Genomic DNA, 19,493 nt, shown 5'->3' on the forward strand with positions numbered 1-19,493 from the left:
GTAACTTGGTCCTGTCACTGATTCCCAGTGATCGGGTTTAGTAGCCCGGCTGATTTCGTCTACGGTTGCACAAGTGTCATCCAGTCAGGTTTTCACCTGCACTTGATGGTAGCTGTGCGCATGGCGCCCTCGGGCGCGCCGGGTTTTGGGCGATTTTACCGGTCTACTAACTTGCGCACAGCTGCCACCCTTTCCGTTTAGTAGCGAGACAGGTTGCGGCACTACTATTAGGAAAAATGCCTCATGTTCAAAATAACGCCGAATCCACCGGAAACCGACGACGTTTCCCCCTACGAAACCCCAGAGTCCAAAAAGCTCAACAAAGCCGCCGACCGCGCCCTCGACTACTACCTCAAACCGGTCATTCCCAAAGACACCCCACGCAAACCCAGCACCATCTACTTCGTCGCCGCCGACACCGACAACGAAACCCTGCTGGTCAACGCCTGCGAATCACTGGCGTCGGCGAGCGTGATGTTGAGCAACTTCGCCGCAACGGTCGACGGCACCCAGCGCAACACCGTGCTCGGCATTCAGAATTCGGTCATGCTCGGCGAACTGGCGGTGAACCTGATGCTTGATAACGTCGTCCCGACGTAAAACAAAACCTGTGGGAGTGAGCCTGCTCGCGATAGCGGTCTGTCTGCTACATCAATACTGACTGATCCGCCGCCATCGCGAGCAGGCTCACTCCTACAATTTGGATTGGGGGTTACAGAAGGTTTGGGTAGGTAACTGGGTCGATCTGCGCCCAATGCGAAGTGTCTTCGCGATGGGCCTGCAAGTACGGCAACACCGCCGCCAGCAACGGTTCCTTGAATGCCTCCTGGAACCGATGCGCCAAACCCGGAATCAGCTTCAACTGGCTGCCACGAATATGCGCCGCCAAATGCACACCGTGCATCACCGGCAACAGCGGATCGGCAGTGCCGTGCACCACCAGCGTCGGCACGCGCAACTGGTTGAGCAGGTCCACGCGACTGCGCTCGGCGAGGATGGCCATGATCTGGCGCTTCACGCCTTCCGGGTTGAACGCTCGGTCGTAGGACTGCGCCGCTTGCTGCAACAGCGCCTGCCGGTCATCCGTCACCGAGGGACTGCCCAGCGCCGCGAGCAAATCCGCCTGTTGCTCCAGCGCCACTTCGCGATTCGGCGCGCCACGACGGGACAATAATTGCACCAGCGCCTCACTCGGCGCCGGCAAGCCTTCGGCACCGGAGCTGGTCATGAGCAACGTCAGGCTCTCGACGCGCTGCGGCGCCATCGCCGCCATGTGCTGAGCGATCATCCCGCCCATGCTCGCACCCAATACGTGGAATTGCTCGACGTGCAACGCGTCCATCAAGCCAAAGGCATCGTCGGCCATGTCGGTCAGGGTGTACGGCGCCGACACCGGCAAGCCGAGTTTGTAGCGCAAGGCCTCGAAGGTCAGGTTGGCTTCGGCCGGGGTTTGCCGCCACGTCGACAGGCCAACATCACGGTTGTCGTAGCGAATCACCCGGAAGCCCTGCTGACACAGCGCGACCACCACCTCGTCCGGCCAGTGAATCAACTGCCCGCCCAGGCCCATCACCAGCAGCAACGCAGGGTCCGACGCACGGCCAATGCTCTGGTACGCCAGGCTCACCTGCGCCAGATCGACGTGTTGGGTCGGTACGTTGACATCACAACGAGACGCCGCAAAGGACGGTAAGCCAAACAACAACGCGGCCAGGAAGGCCGCAGTTGATAAAAATCGTGCACGCATGAAAAACACCGAAACGCAGAACCCCAGTAGAGCGCGAGTCTGATGAAGTTTGATCAAGCGCGCTGCCACAGTTACGTGACAGTTTCGTGAATCTCGCCCAATGGTCGATGCGATAACTATGTAGTGCCACGGGCCATGGCAGGTTTCTTTTAATGAAGCTCTTCAAGAGCGGATACGCCGCTCCTCTGCACAGAGCCACGTTGCCATGAATGAAAGTGTGTTCAGCACCTTGCCCGTCTCCCCACCGATTGTGATGACGGCGCATCCGCCCCTGAAGAACAACCCCGATGAAAGCCTGTTGCTGAGTGCTTCAGCGCGCTGGCGCGAGTGCAGCCAGGGTTTGCAGGCGTTGTTTGCCGCCGCACCGTTGAAAGGTCACCGTCCTGAACCCTCGCTCAACGAACGTTGGAACGCCTATTGGGATGCCCGGGCACCCGGTGCGCCGGTGTCGCGACGCGAGCGGGTGGGTCAGTTGTACCGCTGTCACTTCGAGGCCTGCGCCCAAGTGGCCTTCGCTCGCCGAACCCTGACCACGGAACAGTTGCAGCCGCTATTGTTGGTACTGGCCCCACCCGTCTCAGGCCTGCGCCTGGACGATCAACCCATCCACACCGAACAGTTGACCCTGGTGTTGAGCGACAGCGGTACCCTGAAACTCCCCGCCGCCTGGGTCATCCGCGTGGGCGATCGGCAACCCGCCGCACAGTGGCTGTATCTGCCGGGCCGGCCGGTTCCCATTCAGTTCTTCAATCAGCGCCGTGACATGGAAGACTGGTTGTCTCGACAATCCCTTGTTCCCCAAGGTTTGCCCGACGATGACGTGCGCTTTGAATACACCGCGAAGGCTCAGCCGCTCACGTTCGGTATCACTGAGCTGCTTTTACGCCCGCAGTACGCGAACGCCGTCGTTTTCGCGTCGCCTCCAGAGCTTGAAATCCCGCTGCCAGACAACCCGGCTGAGGATGAGGACGAACAACCGCTGTTCGACAACCTGTTTGCCGACATTCCCTGGCCCCAGCGCCAGGCCTCACTGAACCGGCAGCGCGATGCGCTCGAAGCGCTGTTGGGCGACGAGCTCGACAGCGAGCGTCAACAGTCATTCAAAGTGGCAATGCAGGCGCTGGAGACAGCAGAGCATGCCGCTGATACGGCTGCCTCCGCCCTGCTTTACAGGTCCCGTGTCCTCGACTTTGCGACCATCAACCGCGAGTTCAGCGCGCTCTATCAAGCGCACAAGGATGGCCTGCGCGCCGAGGCCCAACTTCAGTTGGCGCTCAAGCAGCTCGACAGCGATGAGTTCAGTTTGATCAAGGCGGTGCTGGATACGCCGCTGGCGGCCGATCGCGACGCAACCATCATCGCGGCCAACCTGACGCTGTCGATGACCGGGCCCGATGGCGGCATCACCACCCAGGCACTCAACGGTCCCTTCGTCATCACCCGAGATACGCCATCGCCGCACAGCCTCTTGCTGTACTGGCCAGGTTTAGGCGGTGGCTTGCAACGGTTTGCCAATCGCACGGAACTGGAACAACAGCTGTTCAAGATCCAGGACCAAGACAGGGTGCTGGCCTTGCAGCTGAAAAAAATCGTCACCGACCCGCTGCATGACAGCCTCGATAAACAGACCAGCCACTTCGAAGAACAAGCCGCGCACCTGCGCCAACATGCAGACCCACTGGAAACGCTGCGCAAACAAACACTGGCGACCCTGCAAGTCCCGATGCCAGCCGCCAGAAACCTGGCCTTTGCACACCTGCTGGAACAAAGCCGCAGCGCGAAACTATTCTCCCTGTTGCCCGATTGGCTGGTCACCTTATCGGCGTCCGAGCGCGCTGAACTCAAGGGTTTGGTGGAGGCTTACCTCCTGGCCATGCGCCGCAGTCATGCACAACTGGAAATCGCCCTGCCACCGCGTGACGATTTCACCCGCCAGCATGTGCAGGCGCGTCTGCGAAAAGACTTCGCGCTCAACGGGCATTTTGCCGTGCAGCTTGATCTGCCCGACGCGGTTACGTTGCAAAAACAACTGTCCGGTGGCGCCGCCCCGGGAACCCCGCAGAAACTCGTCGCAGTGCCCAGTGCAACCCGCAGCAAAATCTCACTCGAAGCACTCGCCCAGCTCAATATCGACAACACACCCGCGATGCAGCTGGAACCCCTTTCACTGCGACTGGGTTTTATGCGGCTTGAAGTCACGGCGTCGGATGAAACCGAACGCCGGGCGCTGGCAAGCGGTATCACCCTGCCCTGGCTGCGCAAGGTGCTGCCTGAACTGGATCTACCCCAAGCCTACGAAAACCTGATTCGCGACGCCTTCATGGGCTCGGCCAGCGAGACCGCGTTCATCAAGGAACACCGGCGTGAATGCCTGATCGAGCCCTGGCGCCTGATGCTCCAGTTGCAGGGGACCTGCGCGCGCCTGCAAAAGCAGATCAATCAGAACGAATGGCAGGTGTTGAGCATCGCCATTACGGCCGATACGCCGCCAGCCTGGAACGTTGCGGGCAAGCGCATCGTGCTCCGGCCGGCGTACCTGAGCGCCGGTGGCAAGGACACACCCAACGAAGGCCCCACCACGTTGTCAGGGGTGACGTTCGTTGAAGAGCAGGTCAGCGGCGTGACCCTGCTTTATCTGCCTGACAGCCCCGACGGTCAGTTCCTGCGCCGCTACGACAATCTGGAGGTTGCTCGCCGGGCCTTGTTCAATCTGTGCCTGCGCAGCGAGATGGTCAGTTATCTGGCCGGACGTGCCTTGATCGGTAACGTGCGAGCCCATGCAAGCCGCATCAACCAGGCCGTACTCAAGCATTTCGACGCGATGATCGGGGTCGGCGTGCCCTGGCCGAAAACAACGTCGCTGTCGTCCCATCTGCTCGATGCGCATATGGGACGCCTGATCGAAGCGCATCGCGGCACCTCCCGTTCCAACGATGCCTTGTATCAGGAACGCTATGCGCTCAACGGGCCGAGGGCGTTCAACTACATAAAAATGGCCTTGGGAATGGTGCCCTTTGTCGGCGCGGGTGTCGCGCTCTACGATGCCTGGAACAGCGCCAACCACGCCGTCGCGGCCCTGTTGCGCGGTGATGTAGGCGATGGTCTGACGGAGATTGAATCGGTGTTGTTGTCACTGATCGATGCCGCCATGGACATTCTTCCGGGCGCTTCCGTCGGTGCCAGGACAGTGAAGGGCGCTCGCTCACTGACGCGTATTCGTCAACTCGGTGCATTGGGTAAAAACGCCGGGGCGTTGCAATCGCCGTCGAAACGCCGGGCCCGGCATGCTGTCCAGCGCTTCGCCGGGTACGAATACGAAAAACCGATTTCCCTGGCCGGCCTGGAACCGGCTACCCATGGGATTGACCGCAATGTCTACCGGCATCCCGACGGTGACTTTATCGTTCGCCAGGGACGCATCTACCAAATTGAACGCAGCAGCGACTCACGCAACTGGCGACTTTTCGGTACTTCACAAAAAACCTACAAGCAACCGGTCGGCCTCGATGAGGCGGGCCATTGGGACACTTACTTCGGTGTCTACGGGGTGACCTTCGAGGGCGGCGGGCTGGGTGGCGGTGGTGTGCTCGGGCACTTGGCAGACGGCCTTGACCCGCTCTGGCCGGCCGCCATTCGCGAACGCCTGCCGCGCTGGTGGACCGACCAGACCTTGCGCCGCCAGCAAGCGCTGACCGAAGCCGCCGATGCCATGGCCCCGCTGATCGACGCCCAGATCACGCGGACCACCGCCCTGATGGAAACGTACAACACCAGCCCCGAAAACCTTCGTCCGGCGCTGACACCGGCACTGGAAGCGGCGTGCATCAAGGACATGGAACTGGGCAGCAAGCATTACCAAACGCTGGCTGATCTGCTCCCCATGACGCGCGGCAACAAAGTACGCGTGCTCAAGGAAATACAAAGTAATGACGCCTTGTTAGTGGCTGATCGGGCCAAACAACGGGTGGTCCTGGCCAGTCAACGGGCACTGGCCCTGACGGACAGGATCGACGATCTTCTGGACCAGTTGGACGCACTGCCTGCCGAGGCACTGGGCGAGCGTTTGCGTATTCTGGAGGACGTCAGAAAGCTGCGCCTGGAGAATATGCGCGAGTTCGACGCGATCGATGCCCACATGCGCGACCTCAACCTGTGGTACCCGCGCATTACTGACAAACCGACCAAAACAGTCTTGAGCCGCGCCTTCGTGGACTTGAACGCGAAGCTCAACGAGGCCAATCAGCTGTACTTGAAAACGAGTCACCTGCTGGAGATCGTCAAACGCTACGACAGCACCAACGATGTTTCCTGGTTCTACCTGCAAGCACGGGCACAATCGCTTCGGATCAAAGTCGATCGCGCCTTGTTCACCCAACACAGCCTGCCGGAAGTGAGCGCCACCCGCGCCCAGCGCAATCGAATACTGCAGGAGTGCCTCGATCTCTACGGGGAATTTCGCCGCAACATGAATGCCTGGACCGCCAGCTATCCCCAGCACTTTCATCTGGAGGCCGTGGGGCCACTGCTGGAGGGTATCGAGAAAATCGCCGAACGGGCACGCAAGGCTATCGATCAGCCAGCGCCAGCGTCCACGGCCGGGCAACGCGGCAAAAAAGTGTTCACCACCGAAGACGATCAATTGCTGATCGGGGAGGAACGCAGGGAACCGACGACCCAAAAACGCCAATACTCACTGACGGGACATCGCGGTTTCGAAGAGGTTTGGGAACAAGGCTCAAATGGCAAGTTTCGCCTTCTAAATCCTCAGGAACAGGGCTCTCACCCCATTCACCAAGACCTTGGAGCGTTAACGGCCGATGCCCGTAGCCGACTCGGTGCTCAGGCGGCGTACAAAACCCGCGTCGAGGCCTATGCCCGACAGGACATGCTGCCCGTTGATCTGGAACACATGATGTTCAGCGAGGCCGCAGAACTCGGCCGGCGAGCCCTGGAGATCGAAGATCTTCAACCCGGTCACGCGCTCATCCAGCAGCTACGTGACAAAGCCACCGAACTGACCCATACCGCACGGGTGCTGCGTATCGAGTACTCGATGAACAGTCGAAACCCGACCGATGGAATGCTGGATTACCTCATGCAGCAAAATTCCGGGGAGCGGAAAATCGTCGATATCCATAAGCAAAAGCCGATGGAAAACCTGGGTAAACGGCCGGACGGACGAACCGACTACCTGCAGGAATACGAGGTACGAGACCTGACGCAAACACCGCCCAAGGTGATGTGGTATGCCCATTTTCACTACGCCAGGGCAGCACCTGCATTTGCAGAGTTCGAAAAGGCCCATCTGAAACTGCCAGAGCACCGGTTTCTGACGCACGCTGAAAATGCCGACCTTCCATACGCCGACATCGGCAAGAAATCCGTAGCGCTTAAACATTTCAACCCGGCTTAGAACGTAAAACGGGAGCGGTTTTTCCGCTCCCGCTTCAGGCACCCTATGCCAGCTGACTACGCAACTGCCGTGCTGCCGCCACCATATTCACCAACGCCGCTTCAGTCTCCGGCCACGCCCGGGTTTTCAATCCGCAATCGGGGTTCACCCACAAGCGCTCGGCCGGAATCCGCTTCACGGCTTTGCTCATCAGCTTGACCATCTCGCCCGTGTCCGGCACCCGTGGCGAGTGGATGTCGTAGACCCCCGGCCCAATGTCATTCGGGTAGTCGAACGCTTCAAAGGCCTCCAGCAATTCCATGTCCGAGCGCGAGGTTTCGATGGTGATGACGTCGGCATCCATGGCCGCGATGGACTCGATCACGTCGTTGAATTCGCTGTAGCACATGTGGGTGTGGATCTGGGTTTCGTCACGCACACCGCTGGCGCTCAAGCGGAAAGCTTCCACCGCCCAGTCCAGATACTCCTGCCATTGCGCCCGGCGCAGTGGCAAGCCTTCACGGAACGCGGCTTCGTCAATCTGGACGATTTTGATGCCCGCATTTTCGAGGTCGACCACTTCGTCACGCAGGGCCAGCGCCAATTGTTGCGCCTGGATTTTGCGCGACACGTCTTCGCGCGGGAACGACCACATCAGCATGGTCACGGGACCGGTGAGCATGCCTTTCATGACCTTGTCGGTCTGGCCCTGTGCATACGTGATCCAGTCGACGGTCATCGCCTTCGGACGGCTGAGGTCGCCGTAGACAATCGCCGGTTTGACGCAGCGCGAACCGTAGCTCTGCACCCAGCCAAAACGGGTGAACAAGTACCCATCCAACTGTTCGGCGAAGTATTCGACCATGTCATTGCGTTCGGCTTCGCCGTGCACCAGCACGTCCAGTCCCAGGCGTTCCTGTATTTGCACGGCGTGGCGGATTTCGCTGTGCATGGCGTCGGTGTAATCGTTGGCCGACAGCTTGCCTTGCTTGAACGCCTGACGCGCCAGTCGGATCGAACCAGTCTGCGGGAATGAGCCGATGGTGGTGGTCGGGAACGCCGGCAGTTTCAAGCGTGCACGCTGTTGCTCGATGCGCTGGGCAAACGGCGAACGGCGTTGGCTGTCCGCGGCGCCGATGGCGGCAAGACGCGCCTGCACATCGGCTTTGTGGATGCGCGGTGACTCGGCGCGGCTGGCCTGAATCGCCCGACTCTCGGCCAGTGCGGCTTGCACTTTGGGTGATTGTGGATCGTTGAGGGCATCGCGCAACACAGCGATTTCGCCACACTTCTGCACAGCAAACGCCAGCCAGCTTTTCAGTTCAGGATCGAGTTTGTCTTCGCGCTCCAGGTCCACCGGGCTGTGCAAGAGCGAGCAGGAACTGCTGACCCACAGGTTGTCGCCGAAGCGTTCCTGGGCCGGTTGCAGTTGCGCGAGCACTTGCTCCAGTTCACAGCGCCAGACGTTACGGCCATTGACCAGACCGACCGAGAGAATCTTGTAGGTCGGCAGACGATCCAGCACCTGGCCGAGTTGATCCGGCGCGCGTACGGCATCGATGTGCAAGCCTTGCACCGGCAAGCCGACGGCCAGGCCGAGGTTGTCTTCCAGGCCGCTGAAGTAGGTCGCCACCAGTTTTTTCAGCGGCGAATATTGAAGGATGTGATAGGCCCGTTCGAACGCATTTTTCCAGGCTTGCGGCAGGTCGAGGGTCAGGATCGGTTCGTCGATCTGCACCCATTCCACGCCTTGAGCGGCAAGGCGCGTGAGGATTTCGTTGTACACCGGCAGCAGGCGCTCCAGCAGGTCGAGTTTGTCGAAGTCGTTGCCTTTCGCCTTGCCCAGCCACAGGTAAGTCAGCGGGCCGATGATCACCGGTTTGACGTTATGGCCGAGGGCCTTGGCTTCATCGACTTCGTCGAACAGCTGTTGCCAGCTCAGTTTGAACGGTTGGTCTGCGGTGAATTCCGGGACCAGGTAGTGGTAGTTGGTGTCGAACCACTTGGTCAGTTCCTGGGCGTATTGCGCTTTGCCGTGTTCGCCGCCGCAGCAGGTCGCGGTAGCGCCTCGGGCCATGGCAAACAACGTGTCGAGGGTCGGCAGGCCGTTGGCATTTTTGGCGCTGTCGAAACGCTCGGGGATCACGCCGAAGGTCAGGGAGTGGGTCAGCACCTGGTCGTACCAGGCGAAGTCGCCGACCGGCAGCAGATCGATGCCGGCGTCTTTCTGCAATTGCCAGTGGGCGGCGCGCAATTGGCGGCCGACGCTGTGCAGCGCGTCCTGATCGAGGTCGCCCTTCCAGTAGGCTTCGAGGGCTTTTTTCAGTTCGCGGTCTGCGCCGATGCGTGGGAAACCAAGTGTGTGGGCCAGCGCCATGATGAGTTCTCTCTATAAAAGATGCTGTAAAACATGGCGCTATTGTCGACAGCCAACCCATCATGAGACAAACTCAACCTTTTCGTGTTGATCACAAGTTTTACTCATGGAGCCATCCGGTGCTTGAAATCCGTCACCTCAAGACCCTGCACGCCTTGCGCGAAGCCGACAGCCTGGTCGACGCCGCCGATCGTCTGCACCTGACGCAATCGGCCCTGTCTCACCAGTTCAAGGAACTGGAGGAACGCATGGGCATGCCACTGTTCGTGCGCAAGACTAAACCGGTGCGCTTCACCAGTGCCGGTTTGCGCCTGCTGCAACTGGCCGACGCCACCCTGCCGCTGCTGCGCGGCGCCGAGCGCGATATCGCGCGGTTGGCGGGCGGTACGGCCGGACGCTTGCACATGGCGATCGAGTGCCACAGTTGCTTCCAGTGGCTGATGCCGACCATCGACCAGTTCCGCGATGCCTGGCCGGAAGTCGAACTCGACCTGGCCTCCGGTTTTTCCTTTGCGCCACTGCCGGCGCTGGCCCGTGGCGATCTGGATCTGGTGGTGACCTCTGATCCGCTGGAAATCGCCGGGATCACCTACGTGCCGCTGTTCACCTATGAAGCCATGCTGGCGGTGGCCAACCAGCACCGGTTGGCGAGCAAGGCGTACATCGTGCCGGAAGACTTGCTCACGGAAACCTTGATCACCTACCCGGTGGAACGTGATCGGCTAGACATCTTCACCCGCTTCCTGGAACCGGCCGATATCGAACCGGCGCAGGTTCGCACCTCGGAGCTGACGGTGATGATGATGCAACTGGTGGCCAGCGGTCGCGGCGTGTGCGGCATGCCGCATTGGGCGCTGCATGAATACAGCTCGCGGGGTTACGTGAAGGCCAAGCGGCTGGGCGAGAAAGGTTTGTTTGCGACGCTGTACGCGGGGATTCGCGCGGACATGCTGGATGCGCCGTATATGCGCGATTTTTTGCTGACGGCGAAAGACACGTCGTTCTCGACACTGGATGGCGTCAGCGCAGTCCGCTAGGAACACAGTCCCCTGTAGGAGCGGCGGTGCGGCGATCCTACAGGGGATAGCGGTGGGTTTAGATTTCTCGCCACATATGGATTTTGTCGAAGTAGTCTTCGCCCACCCGCACCGCCAGTGGTTCCAGGCCGAACTGAATGAAGCCGCAGCGCTGGTACAGGTTGAATGCTGCCTCGTTGCCGGCAGTAACAGTCAGTTGAATGACCTTCAGCGCCGGATGATTGCGCGCCTCGGCCAACACCGCTTGCACCAACTCATGCCCCAACCCGCGCTGGCGAACCGTGCCCGACACGTACAGGCCAAACAGCCTCGCCTTGTGCCGGGCCTTTTCTCGCGGTTCGAATGCCAACCCGACAATGCCCGCCAGCCGGCCTTCTTCAAACGCCCCAAACACCGCATCCAGCTTGCTGGTCAGGCGCTTTTCCCACCAACTCAGCGGCATTGCAGCGCGTTCTCGCACACTTGAAGTAAAAGCCTGCGGATGCAAGTCGTAGGCTTCGAGCATCAATTCCCGGTAAGCCAGGGCATGACTGGCATCGAGCCGTTCAATCCACATGTTCACACCATCCTGCGTTGCTCAAGCATCAGCCGCACCGCCAGTGCCGCCAACACAAAACTCATGAAATAACGCTGCACCGCCAGCCAGGCCGGGTTGTTGACGAACCACGAGGCGATGCCCGCCGCGAACAACGCGATCAGCAGATTGACGCAGAAGCTGACACTGATCTGCGTCAGGCCAAGGATGAGGCTTTGGCTGAATACCGAGCCGTGTTCAGGGTTGATGAACTGCGGAAACACCGACAGGTAAAACACCGCAATCTTGGGGTTCAACGCACTGGTGAGAAACCCCATGGTGATCAGTTTGCGCGACGAGTCCGGCGGCAACTGCTGCGCCTCGAACGGTGAACGCGCACCGGGCTTGACCGCCTGCCAGGCCAGCCACACCAGGTACAACGCCCCGGCCCATTTCAAGACTTCATAGGCCATCGGCACCGCCAGGAACACTGCGGTCAAACCGGCAGCGGCGGCGAACAAATGGACAAAGAACCCCGCGACCACGCCCAGCAATGACGTCACGCCGGCCTTGCGCCCCTGACAGATTGAACGGGAGATCAGGTAGATCATGTTCGGCCCCGGCGTCAGCACCATCAGCAACGCGGCGGCGGCGAAAATCAGCAGGTCTTGAAGCGGAATCATGGGCAATCCTTCGTCCGGTAATGATTAGGCAGGCTCGGTCAGCGATGCTCGATAAAACGGCAGGATCAGGTCCCGTGTCAATGGCGCCAGCGTAACATCGCCATCGGTGACCGGGTCGATCCAGATCACTTCTTCGATCTCCGCCGCCGGGGTAACGTCGGCATCGATAGTCAGCAAAAACAGTTCGGCGTGTACGACAAATCCCGGCTCGTTGGCGGCCGGTGCCGAGAATTGCCCGAGGTAGCTGGCGTGCGCAGGATCGATGATCAGACCCAGCTCTTCTTCCAGCTCTCGGGCCAGCGCGTGTACCGGTTGTTCATGGGCTTCGATCTTGCCGCCCGGCTGCATGAAGGCTTGAGTGCCGCGCTTGCGCACCAGCAATGTGCGGCCGTCGGGACCGATCAACAGGGCGGCGGCGATGCGGATGAGGCGTGGCGAATCAGCGGATGGATGAGTCATGGATCGGAATGGGCCTTGGGTGAAAGCTGCAAGGATCCCATGCTCGCTGGGTGCTCGTCATCCGACGAACACTACAAGTTCTGACACTCGAATCGCTTGAACAAGAGGATCTATCCACGCACTAGCTCGGAAATTTCCCACGCGGGGTTTTGGTAGCGTGTTCGGCAGCTATTCAGCCGTCATTCGCCTACCTCGCCTCGCAAGGAACATGTTGCATGTCCGATATCTCGACGCTCAAAAAACAGAACAATCTCAAGACGTTTCATCTCATTCTGTTAACGGTGGTGACGATGGGATTGTATTCAAATATCTGGATGTATAAGACCGCCGCGGCGGTTGAGGTCGTCACTCGTATCAAGACCATGACCACAACGTTCCTGATTGTGTATCTGGGCATGTGCGGTATCGGCGGGCTGTTCAGCCTCATTCCTCATTTGGCGTTTATATTTTTGGGTATCTTGCTAACTGTAGTTGCCTGGTTTGTCTCTGTTGCATGGTGCTTTCGCGTACGTCGAGCGCTCAGGGCTTACGCCTTGACTGAACACAACTTCGAATTACGCATGAATCGTGTCTACTCCGTACTGTTCACCTTTTACCACGTCAACTACTGCATTAACGCCCTCCCTCGGGACAAGCAAAAACACCAAGAAAAAAAGCCACCGACATCCCACTCCGTTCAAGCCTGAAACAAAAAAGGGCAGGTAACCGTGAAATCCGCCACCAAGCCGATGAACGGGAACACCAGGAGCAACACCAGTTCACGCGGGACTTTTTTCTCGCCGCCGATCCAGTAGTGAAAGATCATCGACAGGTTGACCAGGCTGAAGGCGAGGAACGCGCCGAAGCGTTCGTGCAAGGTGCCGAAAAACGATTTCGGCGGCACGCCGTCGCGGCCCATGGCGAACAGCAGACGCGAACCGCTGGGGTAACCCGATAGGGGTAGAGGCATGACACTTTCGCGGGACGACATCGCTTGGCACCGCTCGGTCGGGCAACTGATCGACGCCCTGGACAAGCCAAATTTCTGGACGCAGCTGGTGCGCCTGCTGGATCAGTATGTGACCTTCGACAGCTGGTGGCCCTGCTTTTCAGTGCCGACCAGCACCCGCAAGTGTTCGCCGAATGCCCGGGCGAGGACGGCAACCCGGATCAGCTGTTTCAGGACTACCTGCGCGGTTTGTATCTGTTGGACCCGTTCTACATCGCGTGCCGCGAGCAATCGCGCACCGGCCTCTATCGCCTGTCGGAAGTGGCGCCGGAACACTTCGAGCTGACCGAGTATTACCAGCGCTACTTTCGTCTGGATGTGGTCGCCGATGAAATCCAGTTCAATTGCCAGCTCGAAGGCGACCGCACGCTCTGCCTGTCGCTGGGCAGCAAGCAGCGGTTCAGTGGCCAGCAGATTGCCTTGTTGTCGCTGATCCAGCCGTGGGTGCTGGGCCTGTTGCGCCAACGCCTGCCCAATGAAATCAACGAAGTCGTGGCCCTGGCGCCATCGCCACCGCAGCCTGACTGGCGCGTGCAGTTGGAAGCGTCGGTGCAACAACTCAAAGGCGCGCAACTGACCGCCCGGGAACTGGACGTCGGGCGATTGATGCTCAGCGGTTGCTCCAGCAAAGAAATCGCCCGTAAGCTGGAAATCTCCGTGGAAAACGTGAAAGTCCATAAGAAACACATGTACAGCAAGCTGGGGATCAAATCCCAGTCCGAGCTGTTTTCGATTTTTCTGCAGGCGCAGAATGCCTGACTACAACGCGGATTGCTTTTTACTGTGGGAGTGAGCCTGCTCGCGATGGCGGTCTTTCATTCAGCATTGATGTCGACTGAACAACCGCAATCGCGAGTAGGCTCACTCCCACAGGGATCTCTGTGTCCATGCACCTGCTGTGTTGAAATTATTGAGTCCGAACCCAAGGAAACCGTATGAGCCTGTCACTCCTGAGCCGCTACGCCTTCTTTGCCGCTTGCGTGATCTTCACCCTCGCCAGCCTGCCCTTTGTGCAATACGACTGGCTCTGGCCGATCACTGCCGTCACGGGCGTGCTCAGCCTGATCGGCCTGTTCGATCTGCTGCAAAGCCCGCACGCGGTGCGCCGCAACTACCCGATCCTGGGCAATATTCGTTATCTGGTGGAAGGCATTCGCCCGGAAATCCGCCAGTACCTGCTCGAATCCGACAGCGACGCCCTGCCCTTCTCCCGGGCCCAGCGTTCGCTTGTCTATTCGCGCGCCAAAAACGAAAGCGCCGACAAACCCTTCGGCACGTTGATCGATGTGTATCAGTCGGGCTTCGAGTTCATCGGCCACTCGATGCGTCCGGCGCCGTTGAGTGATCCGAGCGCGTTCCGCGTGATGGTCGGCGGCCCGCAATGTACCCAGCCGTACTCGGCGTCGGTGTTCAACATATCGGCCATGAGTTTCGGCTCGCTCAGCGCCAACGCGATTCGCGCCTTGAACCAGGGCGCCAAGCTCGGCAACTTTGCCCATGACACCGGTGAAGGCAGCATCAGCGCTTACCATCGGGAAAACGGCGGCGACCTGACCTGGGAACTCGGCAGCGGTTACTTTGGCTGCCGTACCGCTGACGGCCAATTCGACCCGGAACGTTTCGCCGCCCAGGCACAAACGCCGCAAGTTCGCATGATCGAAATCAAGATGTCCCAAGGTGCTAAACCCGGCCATGGCGGGATTCTGCCCAAGCACAAAGTCACCAAGGAAATCGCTGAAACCCGCGGCATCATGATGGGCGAAGACTGCATCTCGCCGTCGCGGCACAGCGCGTTTTCCACGCCAATCGAACTGATGCATTTCATCCAGCAACTGCGTGAACTGTCCGGCGGCAAACCGGTGGGCTTCAAGTTCTGCCTTGGCCACCCGTGGGAATTCATGGGCATCGCCAAGGCCATGCTGGAAACCGGCATCCTCCCGGACTTCATCGTCGTCGACGGCAAGGAAGGCGGCACCGGAGCCGCGCCAGTGGAGTTCACCGACCACATCGGCGTGCCGATGCGCGAAGGTTTGTTGTTCGTGCACAACACGCTGGTCGGCTTGAACCTGCGGGACAAAATCAAACTCGGCGCCAGCGGCAAGATCGTCAGCGCCTTCGACATCGCCAGCGTCCTGGCCATCGGTGCCGACTGGGCCAACTCGGCGCGCGGCTTCATGTTCGCTATCGGCTGCATCCAGTCGCAAAGCTGCCACACCAACAAATGCCCTACCGGTGTGGCGACTCAGGACACCTTGCGTCAACGCGCGCTGGTGGTACCGGACAAGGCCCAGCGGGTGTTCAACTTTCATCGCAATACGCTTAAAGCCCTGGCCGAAATGCTCGCGGCGGCGGGCCTCGACCACCCTTCACAGCTGTCGGCCAAACACTTGGTGCGGCGCATGTCGGCGACCGAGATCAAGCTGTTCTCGCAGTTGCATGTGTTCCTGAAACCGGGGGAGTTGCTTACCGGGGAAGTAAATGGGGAGTTTTACTCGCGGATGTGGCAGATGGCTCGGGCGGACAGTTTTGAGCCTAACGAGGGAGTTGCTGCGTAAATAACGGCTGAAAAACGATTTCATGGGGAGTTGGAGCGCCGTCCAGGACGAACAAGCGGGCCTCGCTTTCTCCTCCCCTGAGCGTTAGAACATGTATCCAGTCGTTTGGAAATAAACGGCTGTGTTCAGGATCGGATTGACCCGTTACCCACCAGACCCTTCTCGCCTTCGGCTTCATGGCCGAAAAATCCATGAATGCGGTGCCCTCTACTCGCCCGGGGACTAACGCACAACCACCAAAACCGTAGGTGTCGCAGGGCACGCCGGTCGATTTCACAACGTACATCTTCGGCTGGATGCCCGTTGTGTTGTAGTACATGAACGGCAAGTACCAAAATAATCCTTCGACCACGATTTCGTCATCCGGGCGAGCCTCGCGAGCGATCCTTGCCGCTAGCACGTCCAGCTTGCCCTCGCGGCGAAAAGCAGCACCGCTAATCTCATCAGATTGTTCATAAACAGCCATCACCCCATACGTTTGTACGGCGACAACAAGAAGAAAAGCCGATGGGGCTAAAATTCTATCTCGCCACTCCCAACCATCCAGCGCGACAGCAATGATAATTGGCAGTCCGACAGCAGCAAACAATAGGTACCGATGGATGAAAATGGGGAAGATTTGCGACAGCAGAAAAACAGTTAATACCGGTACGAAAAAGTAACTCACCAGCAGCGCGCTGTAGTGCTGTTTACTCCGGTCTTTCGACACAACAAATATTGCGAAAGCAACGATCAACACCGTCGGCACCAAACGCCAACCTAAAGACGCCGGCTCATCACTCATTACCATGAATGACCAAACGACTGTCAGGGCGACTTCCCATGTAAGGGGCGGTATCCAATCGAGCCCATTTCTTTGCAGCAGTTGATCAATGAAATGGGGTAACCACGGCAGGTACAAAAAGAGAATGGCAGCATTGGCCCCTATCCATGCACGAACGGATAAACCACGCGATAGCCACCAAAAAAACCAATGCACCAATACACACAGTGCGGAGAAATAATGCGTATAGAAAGCGGCCGTCATCAGCAGCACATAAATGACCGCAAAACGCTTTTGCTGCGGTGAATTGACCCAACACACCAACGCCACCGTAGCGCCCATCAGCCAAAAACCAATCAGGGTATACATCCTGATTTCCTGACTGTAGCGAACCGATATCGGCAGCAACGCAAACAACAAAGCCGCCATCCAGGTCGCCCTTCGCGTCGACACCAGACTCATCAGCTTGATGCTCAGCAACAACGTACCGACGTCAGCCAGGGCACTCTGCGATCGAGCAGCCAGGACGCCATTACCGAACATCAGCATCCAGTAATGCAGCAACACGTAGTAAAGCGGTGGATGAACGTCCCGAGCCGTGGTGGACCAGATATCCGCGGGCGACCGCTCGGCGAGCAGCAGGCTATAGGCTTCGTCGTACCAGACGGCCGGCGTGGTGATGGCGTGAAATCTCACGAATAACGCGATCGCCACCACCACAAACAGCGCCGCCACCTCCCCGGAGCAGCGCGAAACCTTCACGCCTCACGCTCGCTGAACAAGAAAAATCGCGAAAAGAAGAACCCGCAGACCAGACTCAACAGCGAGAACGACGCGACGGTCACCAAACCGTGGAGTTTCCAGACGTCGGCATAGTGTCCGAACACAAAACTCAGCACGCCCATGACACCGACATACCCCAAATATCTAAGGACCGATTCTTTGGCGTCGAATGTGTACAGCGCGTGCACATAAAAGGAGAACGTCGCCGCTACACAGAACGCCGAAACGTTGCTGGCGGCCTGACTCCATTCGGCGGCGGTGGTGAGGATGTAAAACAGCTGCCAATGAATCAGCGTATTGGCCACGCCAACAACCGCATAGGTGGAGAATTCTTTCCATAAGGCTTTCATGTCCGTGCTCTTGCCTGTTGCTGCTTCAGGTGGGTTTCAACCTAAAGTCAGGGCAGGTGCGCGTCTACTGTCATAAATAACAGGTAGAGCGGCATTTCAGATCAAAGGTCATGCCTGTTCACCATTGCAACACTTTCACCGGGACGGGTTCTTTCATGACGATAAAGCCGTAATCCCCCAGCAGATAAATGCGATAAAACTGGCTGTCCACCAGCGGCGGATACCCCTGATAACCCACTCGTGTCGCGTTGCGCCGCTCCTTTTCCCGGACCACATTGGTGATGCCGGTTTTCGGCAGATTTTCCGCGAGCATGTAGTAGTCGGTGTTCAGCAAATAGTGCAAAACCGGCATCTGCTTGAACGACCCTGCGGCGGCAACTAACCAGTGATCCGAGTAAGTCACCGACAAGTAAATGCGCTTGGCATCGCGCAATGCGGGGCGCGAGGCGATGTCGGCACTCAAGGCATACAGCGCGTTGGTCGCGAAGGTTTTTTGCAGGGTCAGCACGCGCCCGTAAGCGAAGGACAGCGAGAGCATCGCCAACAGCGGGATGAGCAACAGCAACGGCAGTTTTCCGTGCAACGATGCCAGAGCCCGATGACTGAGATAGAACAGCAACACCAGCACGACACCAAAGCCCATCAAGGTTCGGGCGCCTTCATTGAAGTCACGAAAAAACAGTGAAGCACCGGGCACCAGGAACACCAGGACCGGCAGAATCAACAAACACGCCAACCCCATCAGCGTTTTGTGCAGCCTCCTGTCCTGCCGCGCCAGCAAGCCCTGCCCCACGCGTGCCCCCCCGACGATGGCGCACAGCAATAGCGCGGCGAACACCCAGGTAAAGCCACCATGAAACAGCAGCACGACTTTTTCCAGCACCCGGCCTGCATTGATTTCAACTTGCAGCAGTGGTGCTGCCGCTCCGTTCAACATCGCGGTGCGGTTTTGACTCATGTAAGCAAAGGCCGTGGCGCCGTAGATCAAGCCTGCCAACACCACCTGCGCGACTTTCCAGCCGAGCAGTCGGCACCACGCGGGCCACGATAACTTGTCGTTTGCCCCCCGCAGCAGCTCCAGGCAACAGAGCCCGAAAAACACATTGATGCTGACCTGATAAAGACCGATGGCCAACGCAATCAACAGCGCCGGAACGATCAGTTGCTGAACGCGCGTGGGGCCTTTGAACGTGATCGCGTAAATCACCGCTACCACACTCAGCGCCATGGTCGGCCCGTCATATTGGTACGACAGGTTTTGCAGGAAAAACGGGTTGTACCAAAGCGGAAGAACCACCAGGCAATGAGCAATAGTCGGTTCGGGAAAGTAGTGGAACGTCAGGCGGGTCAGGGCTGCGCTCATGGCCAGCGTGGCAATCAATAGCGGCAACGGGAAGATATTGGGCGCGGCACCGCTGAAGGTCAGCAGGTTGTAGAACCATTGTGCGAACAGGCGGCCCTCCTCCGACCAGCCCATGCCAGCGGCCAGGGAACGCCAGTTGTCATCGATGTAAGGGTAATCCGCGAGGATCAACGGCAGGACATAGAGTGACGTCGCAAGAACAAACAGCAACCAGACCTGACGGCCTCCACGTTCTTTGTCGAGCCAATCGCAGATGCTCATGTCGGCGCCTCAAGGGATTTCGCCCACAACCAATACAACTTTGAATCCGACGCTAGTCAGAGATCGCAAAGCTGCCGGGCTTTTAGACCGGCGGTTGCCCTTCGGAAATGCGCTGAGACATCCCGTAATACCCACACTTTGCAATTGCCGGCTAATCCCTGCACCCTGCGCGCCGCCGATGTGCCGCGCGCGACTTAATTGTGGCACCGGCCGCCCCCATT

The 19,493-nt window shown here is 58.9% G+C and carries 13 protein-coding genes and 2 pseudogenes; 6 read left to right on the forward strand and 9 right to left on the reverse strand.

All coding sequences use genetic code 11. The features are described from left to right. Positions 1-243: 243 nt before the first annotated feature. Positions 244-600 (forward strand): DUF6124 family protein, encoded by a 357-nt coding sequence (locus tag KGB06_RS04440; protein ID WP_223512109.1) that lies wholly within the window; start codon positions 244-246, stop codon positions 598-600. Positions 601-712: 112 nt separating this feature from the next. Here KGB06_RS04440 and KGB06_RS04445 read toward each other — a convergent pair whose 3' ends face one another. Continuing rightward, on the reverse strand, positions 713-1,747 hold the full coding sequence (locus tag KGB06_RS04445; RefSeq protein WP_223512110.1) for an alpha/beta fold hydrolase: 1,035 nt from the start codon (positions 1,745-1,747) through the stop codon (positions 713-715). Between the two features lie 205 nt (positions 1,748-1,952). Between KGB06_RS04445 and KGB06_RS04450 the strand changes: the two genes are divergently transcribed. Beyond that, on the forward strand, positions 1,953-7,160 hold the full coding sequence (locus tag KGB06_RS04450) for a dermonecrotic toxin domain-containing protein (protein WP_223512111.1): 5,208 nt from the start codon (positions 1,953-1,955) through the stop codon (positions 7,158-7,160). Between the two features lie 43 nt (positions 7,161-7,203). On the opposite strand, the gene metE is transcribed toward KGB06_RS04450, so the two are convergent. Continuing rightward, positions 7,204-9,516, reverse strand: coding sequence for a 5-methyltetrahydropteroyltriglutamate--homocysteine S-methyltransferase (gene metE / locus KGB06_RS04455; protein ID WP_223512112.1), 2,313 nt, complete (start codon positions 9,514-9,516; stop codon positions 7,204-7,206). Between the two features lie 119 nt (positions 9,517-9,635). On the opposite strand from metE, the gene metR reads away from it, so the two are divergent. Continuing rightward, entirely contained in the window at positions 9,636-10,553 is a 918-nt protein-coding gene (gene metR / locus KGB06_RS04460; RefSeq protein ID WP_084323017.1) for a transcriptional regulator MetR, read from the forward strand. A 58-nt stretch (positions 10,554-10,611) separates the two neighbouring features. Here the strand turns inward: metR and KGB06_RS04465 are convergent, their stop codons facing one another. From KGB06_RS04465 to KGB06_RS04475, 3 genes are read right to left on the reverse strand one after another with little or no spacing between them, the layout of a single operon-like run. Further along, entirely contained in the window at positions 10,612-11,109 is a 498-nt protein-coding gene (locus tag KGB06_RS04465; RefSeq protein WP_223512113.1) for a GNAT family N-acetyltransferase, read from the reverse strand. Between the two features lie 2 nt (positions 11,110-11,111). Next, a complete protein-coding gene (locus KGB06_RS04470) occupies positions 11,112-11,750 on the reverse strand; it encodes a LysE family translocator (protein ID WP_223512114.1) in 639 nt (212 codons plus the stop codon). Between the two features lie 24 nt (positions 11,751-11,774). After that, positions 11,775-12,209 carry an NUDIX hydrolase gene (locus KGB06_RS04475; protein WP_223512115.1) on the reverse strand — a complete coding sequence of 145 codons (435 nt, stop codon included), beginning with the start codon at positions 12,207-12,209 and terminating at the stop codon, positions 11,775-11,777. Between the two features lie 215 nt (positions 12,210-12,424). Here KGB06_RS04475 and KGB06_RS04480 point away from each other — a divergent pair, with 215 nt between their 5' ends. Next, on the forward strand, positions 12,425-12,895 hold the full coding sequence (locus tag KGB06_RS04480; protein ID WP_223512117.1) for a DUF4234 domain-containing protein: 471 nt from the start codon (positions 12,425-12,427) through the stop codon (positions 12,893-12,895). Between the two features lie 26 nt (positions 12,896-12,921). Here the strand turns inward: KGB06_RS04480 and KGB06_RS04485 are convergent. Continuing rightward, positions 12,922-13,146 (reverse strand): annotated as a pseudogene (locus KGB06_RS04485) (amino acid permease); the annotation flags it as partial. Between the two features lie 10 nt (positions 13,147-13,156). Here KGB06_RS04485 and KGB06_RS04490 point away from each other — a divergent pair. Together KGB06_RS04490 and KGB06_RS04495 are read left to right on the forward strand one after the other, a co-directional pair. Beyond that, a pseudogene (locus KGB06_RS04490) lies at positions 13,157-13,956 on the forward strand (response regulator transcription factor). A 176-nt stretch (positions 13,957-14,132) separates the two neighbouring features. After that, a complete protein-coding gene (locus tag KGB06_RS04495) occupies positions 14,133-15,752 on the forward strand; it encodes an FMN-binding glutamate synthase family protein (RefSeq protein WP_223512118.1) in 1,620 nt (539 codons plus the stop codon). Here the strand turns inward: KGB06_RS04495 and KGB06_RS04500 are convergent. The 3 genes from KGB06_RS04500 to KGB06_RS04510 all read right to left on the reverse strand — a co-directional run bounded on the left by KGB06_RS04500 (position 15,730) and on the right by KGB06_RS04510 (position 19,272). After that, on the reverse strand, positions 15,730-17,277 hold the full coding sequence (locus KGB06_RS04500; RefSeq protein WP_223512119.1) for a glycosyltransferase family 39 protein: 1,548 nt from the start codon (positions 17,275-17,277) through the stop codon (positions 15,730-15,732). The genes KGB06_RS04495 and KGB06_RS04500 overlap by 23 nt on opposite strands. Next, on the reverse strand, positions 17,274-17,648 hold the full coding sequence (locus KGB06_RS04505) for a GtrA family protein (protein WP_223512120.1): 375 nt from the start codon (positions 17,646-17,648) through the stop codon (positions 17,274-17,276). The genes KGB06_RS04500 and KGB06_RS04505 overlap by 4 nt, the downstream gene beginning before the upstream one ends. Before the next feature lie 118 nt (positions 17,649-17,766). After that, complete coding sequence (locus KGB06_RS04510) at positions 17,767-19,272, reverse strand: glucosyltransferase domain-containing protein (RefSeq protein WP_223512121.1); 1,506 nt, start codon at positions 19,270-19,272, stop codon at positions 17,767-17,769. Positions 19,273-19,493 lie beyond the last annotated feature (221 nt).

This window comes from Pseudomonas sp. GL-B-19, from assembly GCF_019956415.1.
Classification (GTDB): domain Bacteria; phylum Pseudomonadota; class Gammaproteobacteria; order Pseudomonadales; family Pseudomonadaceae; genus Aquipseudomonas.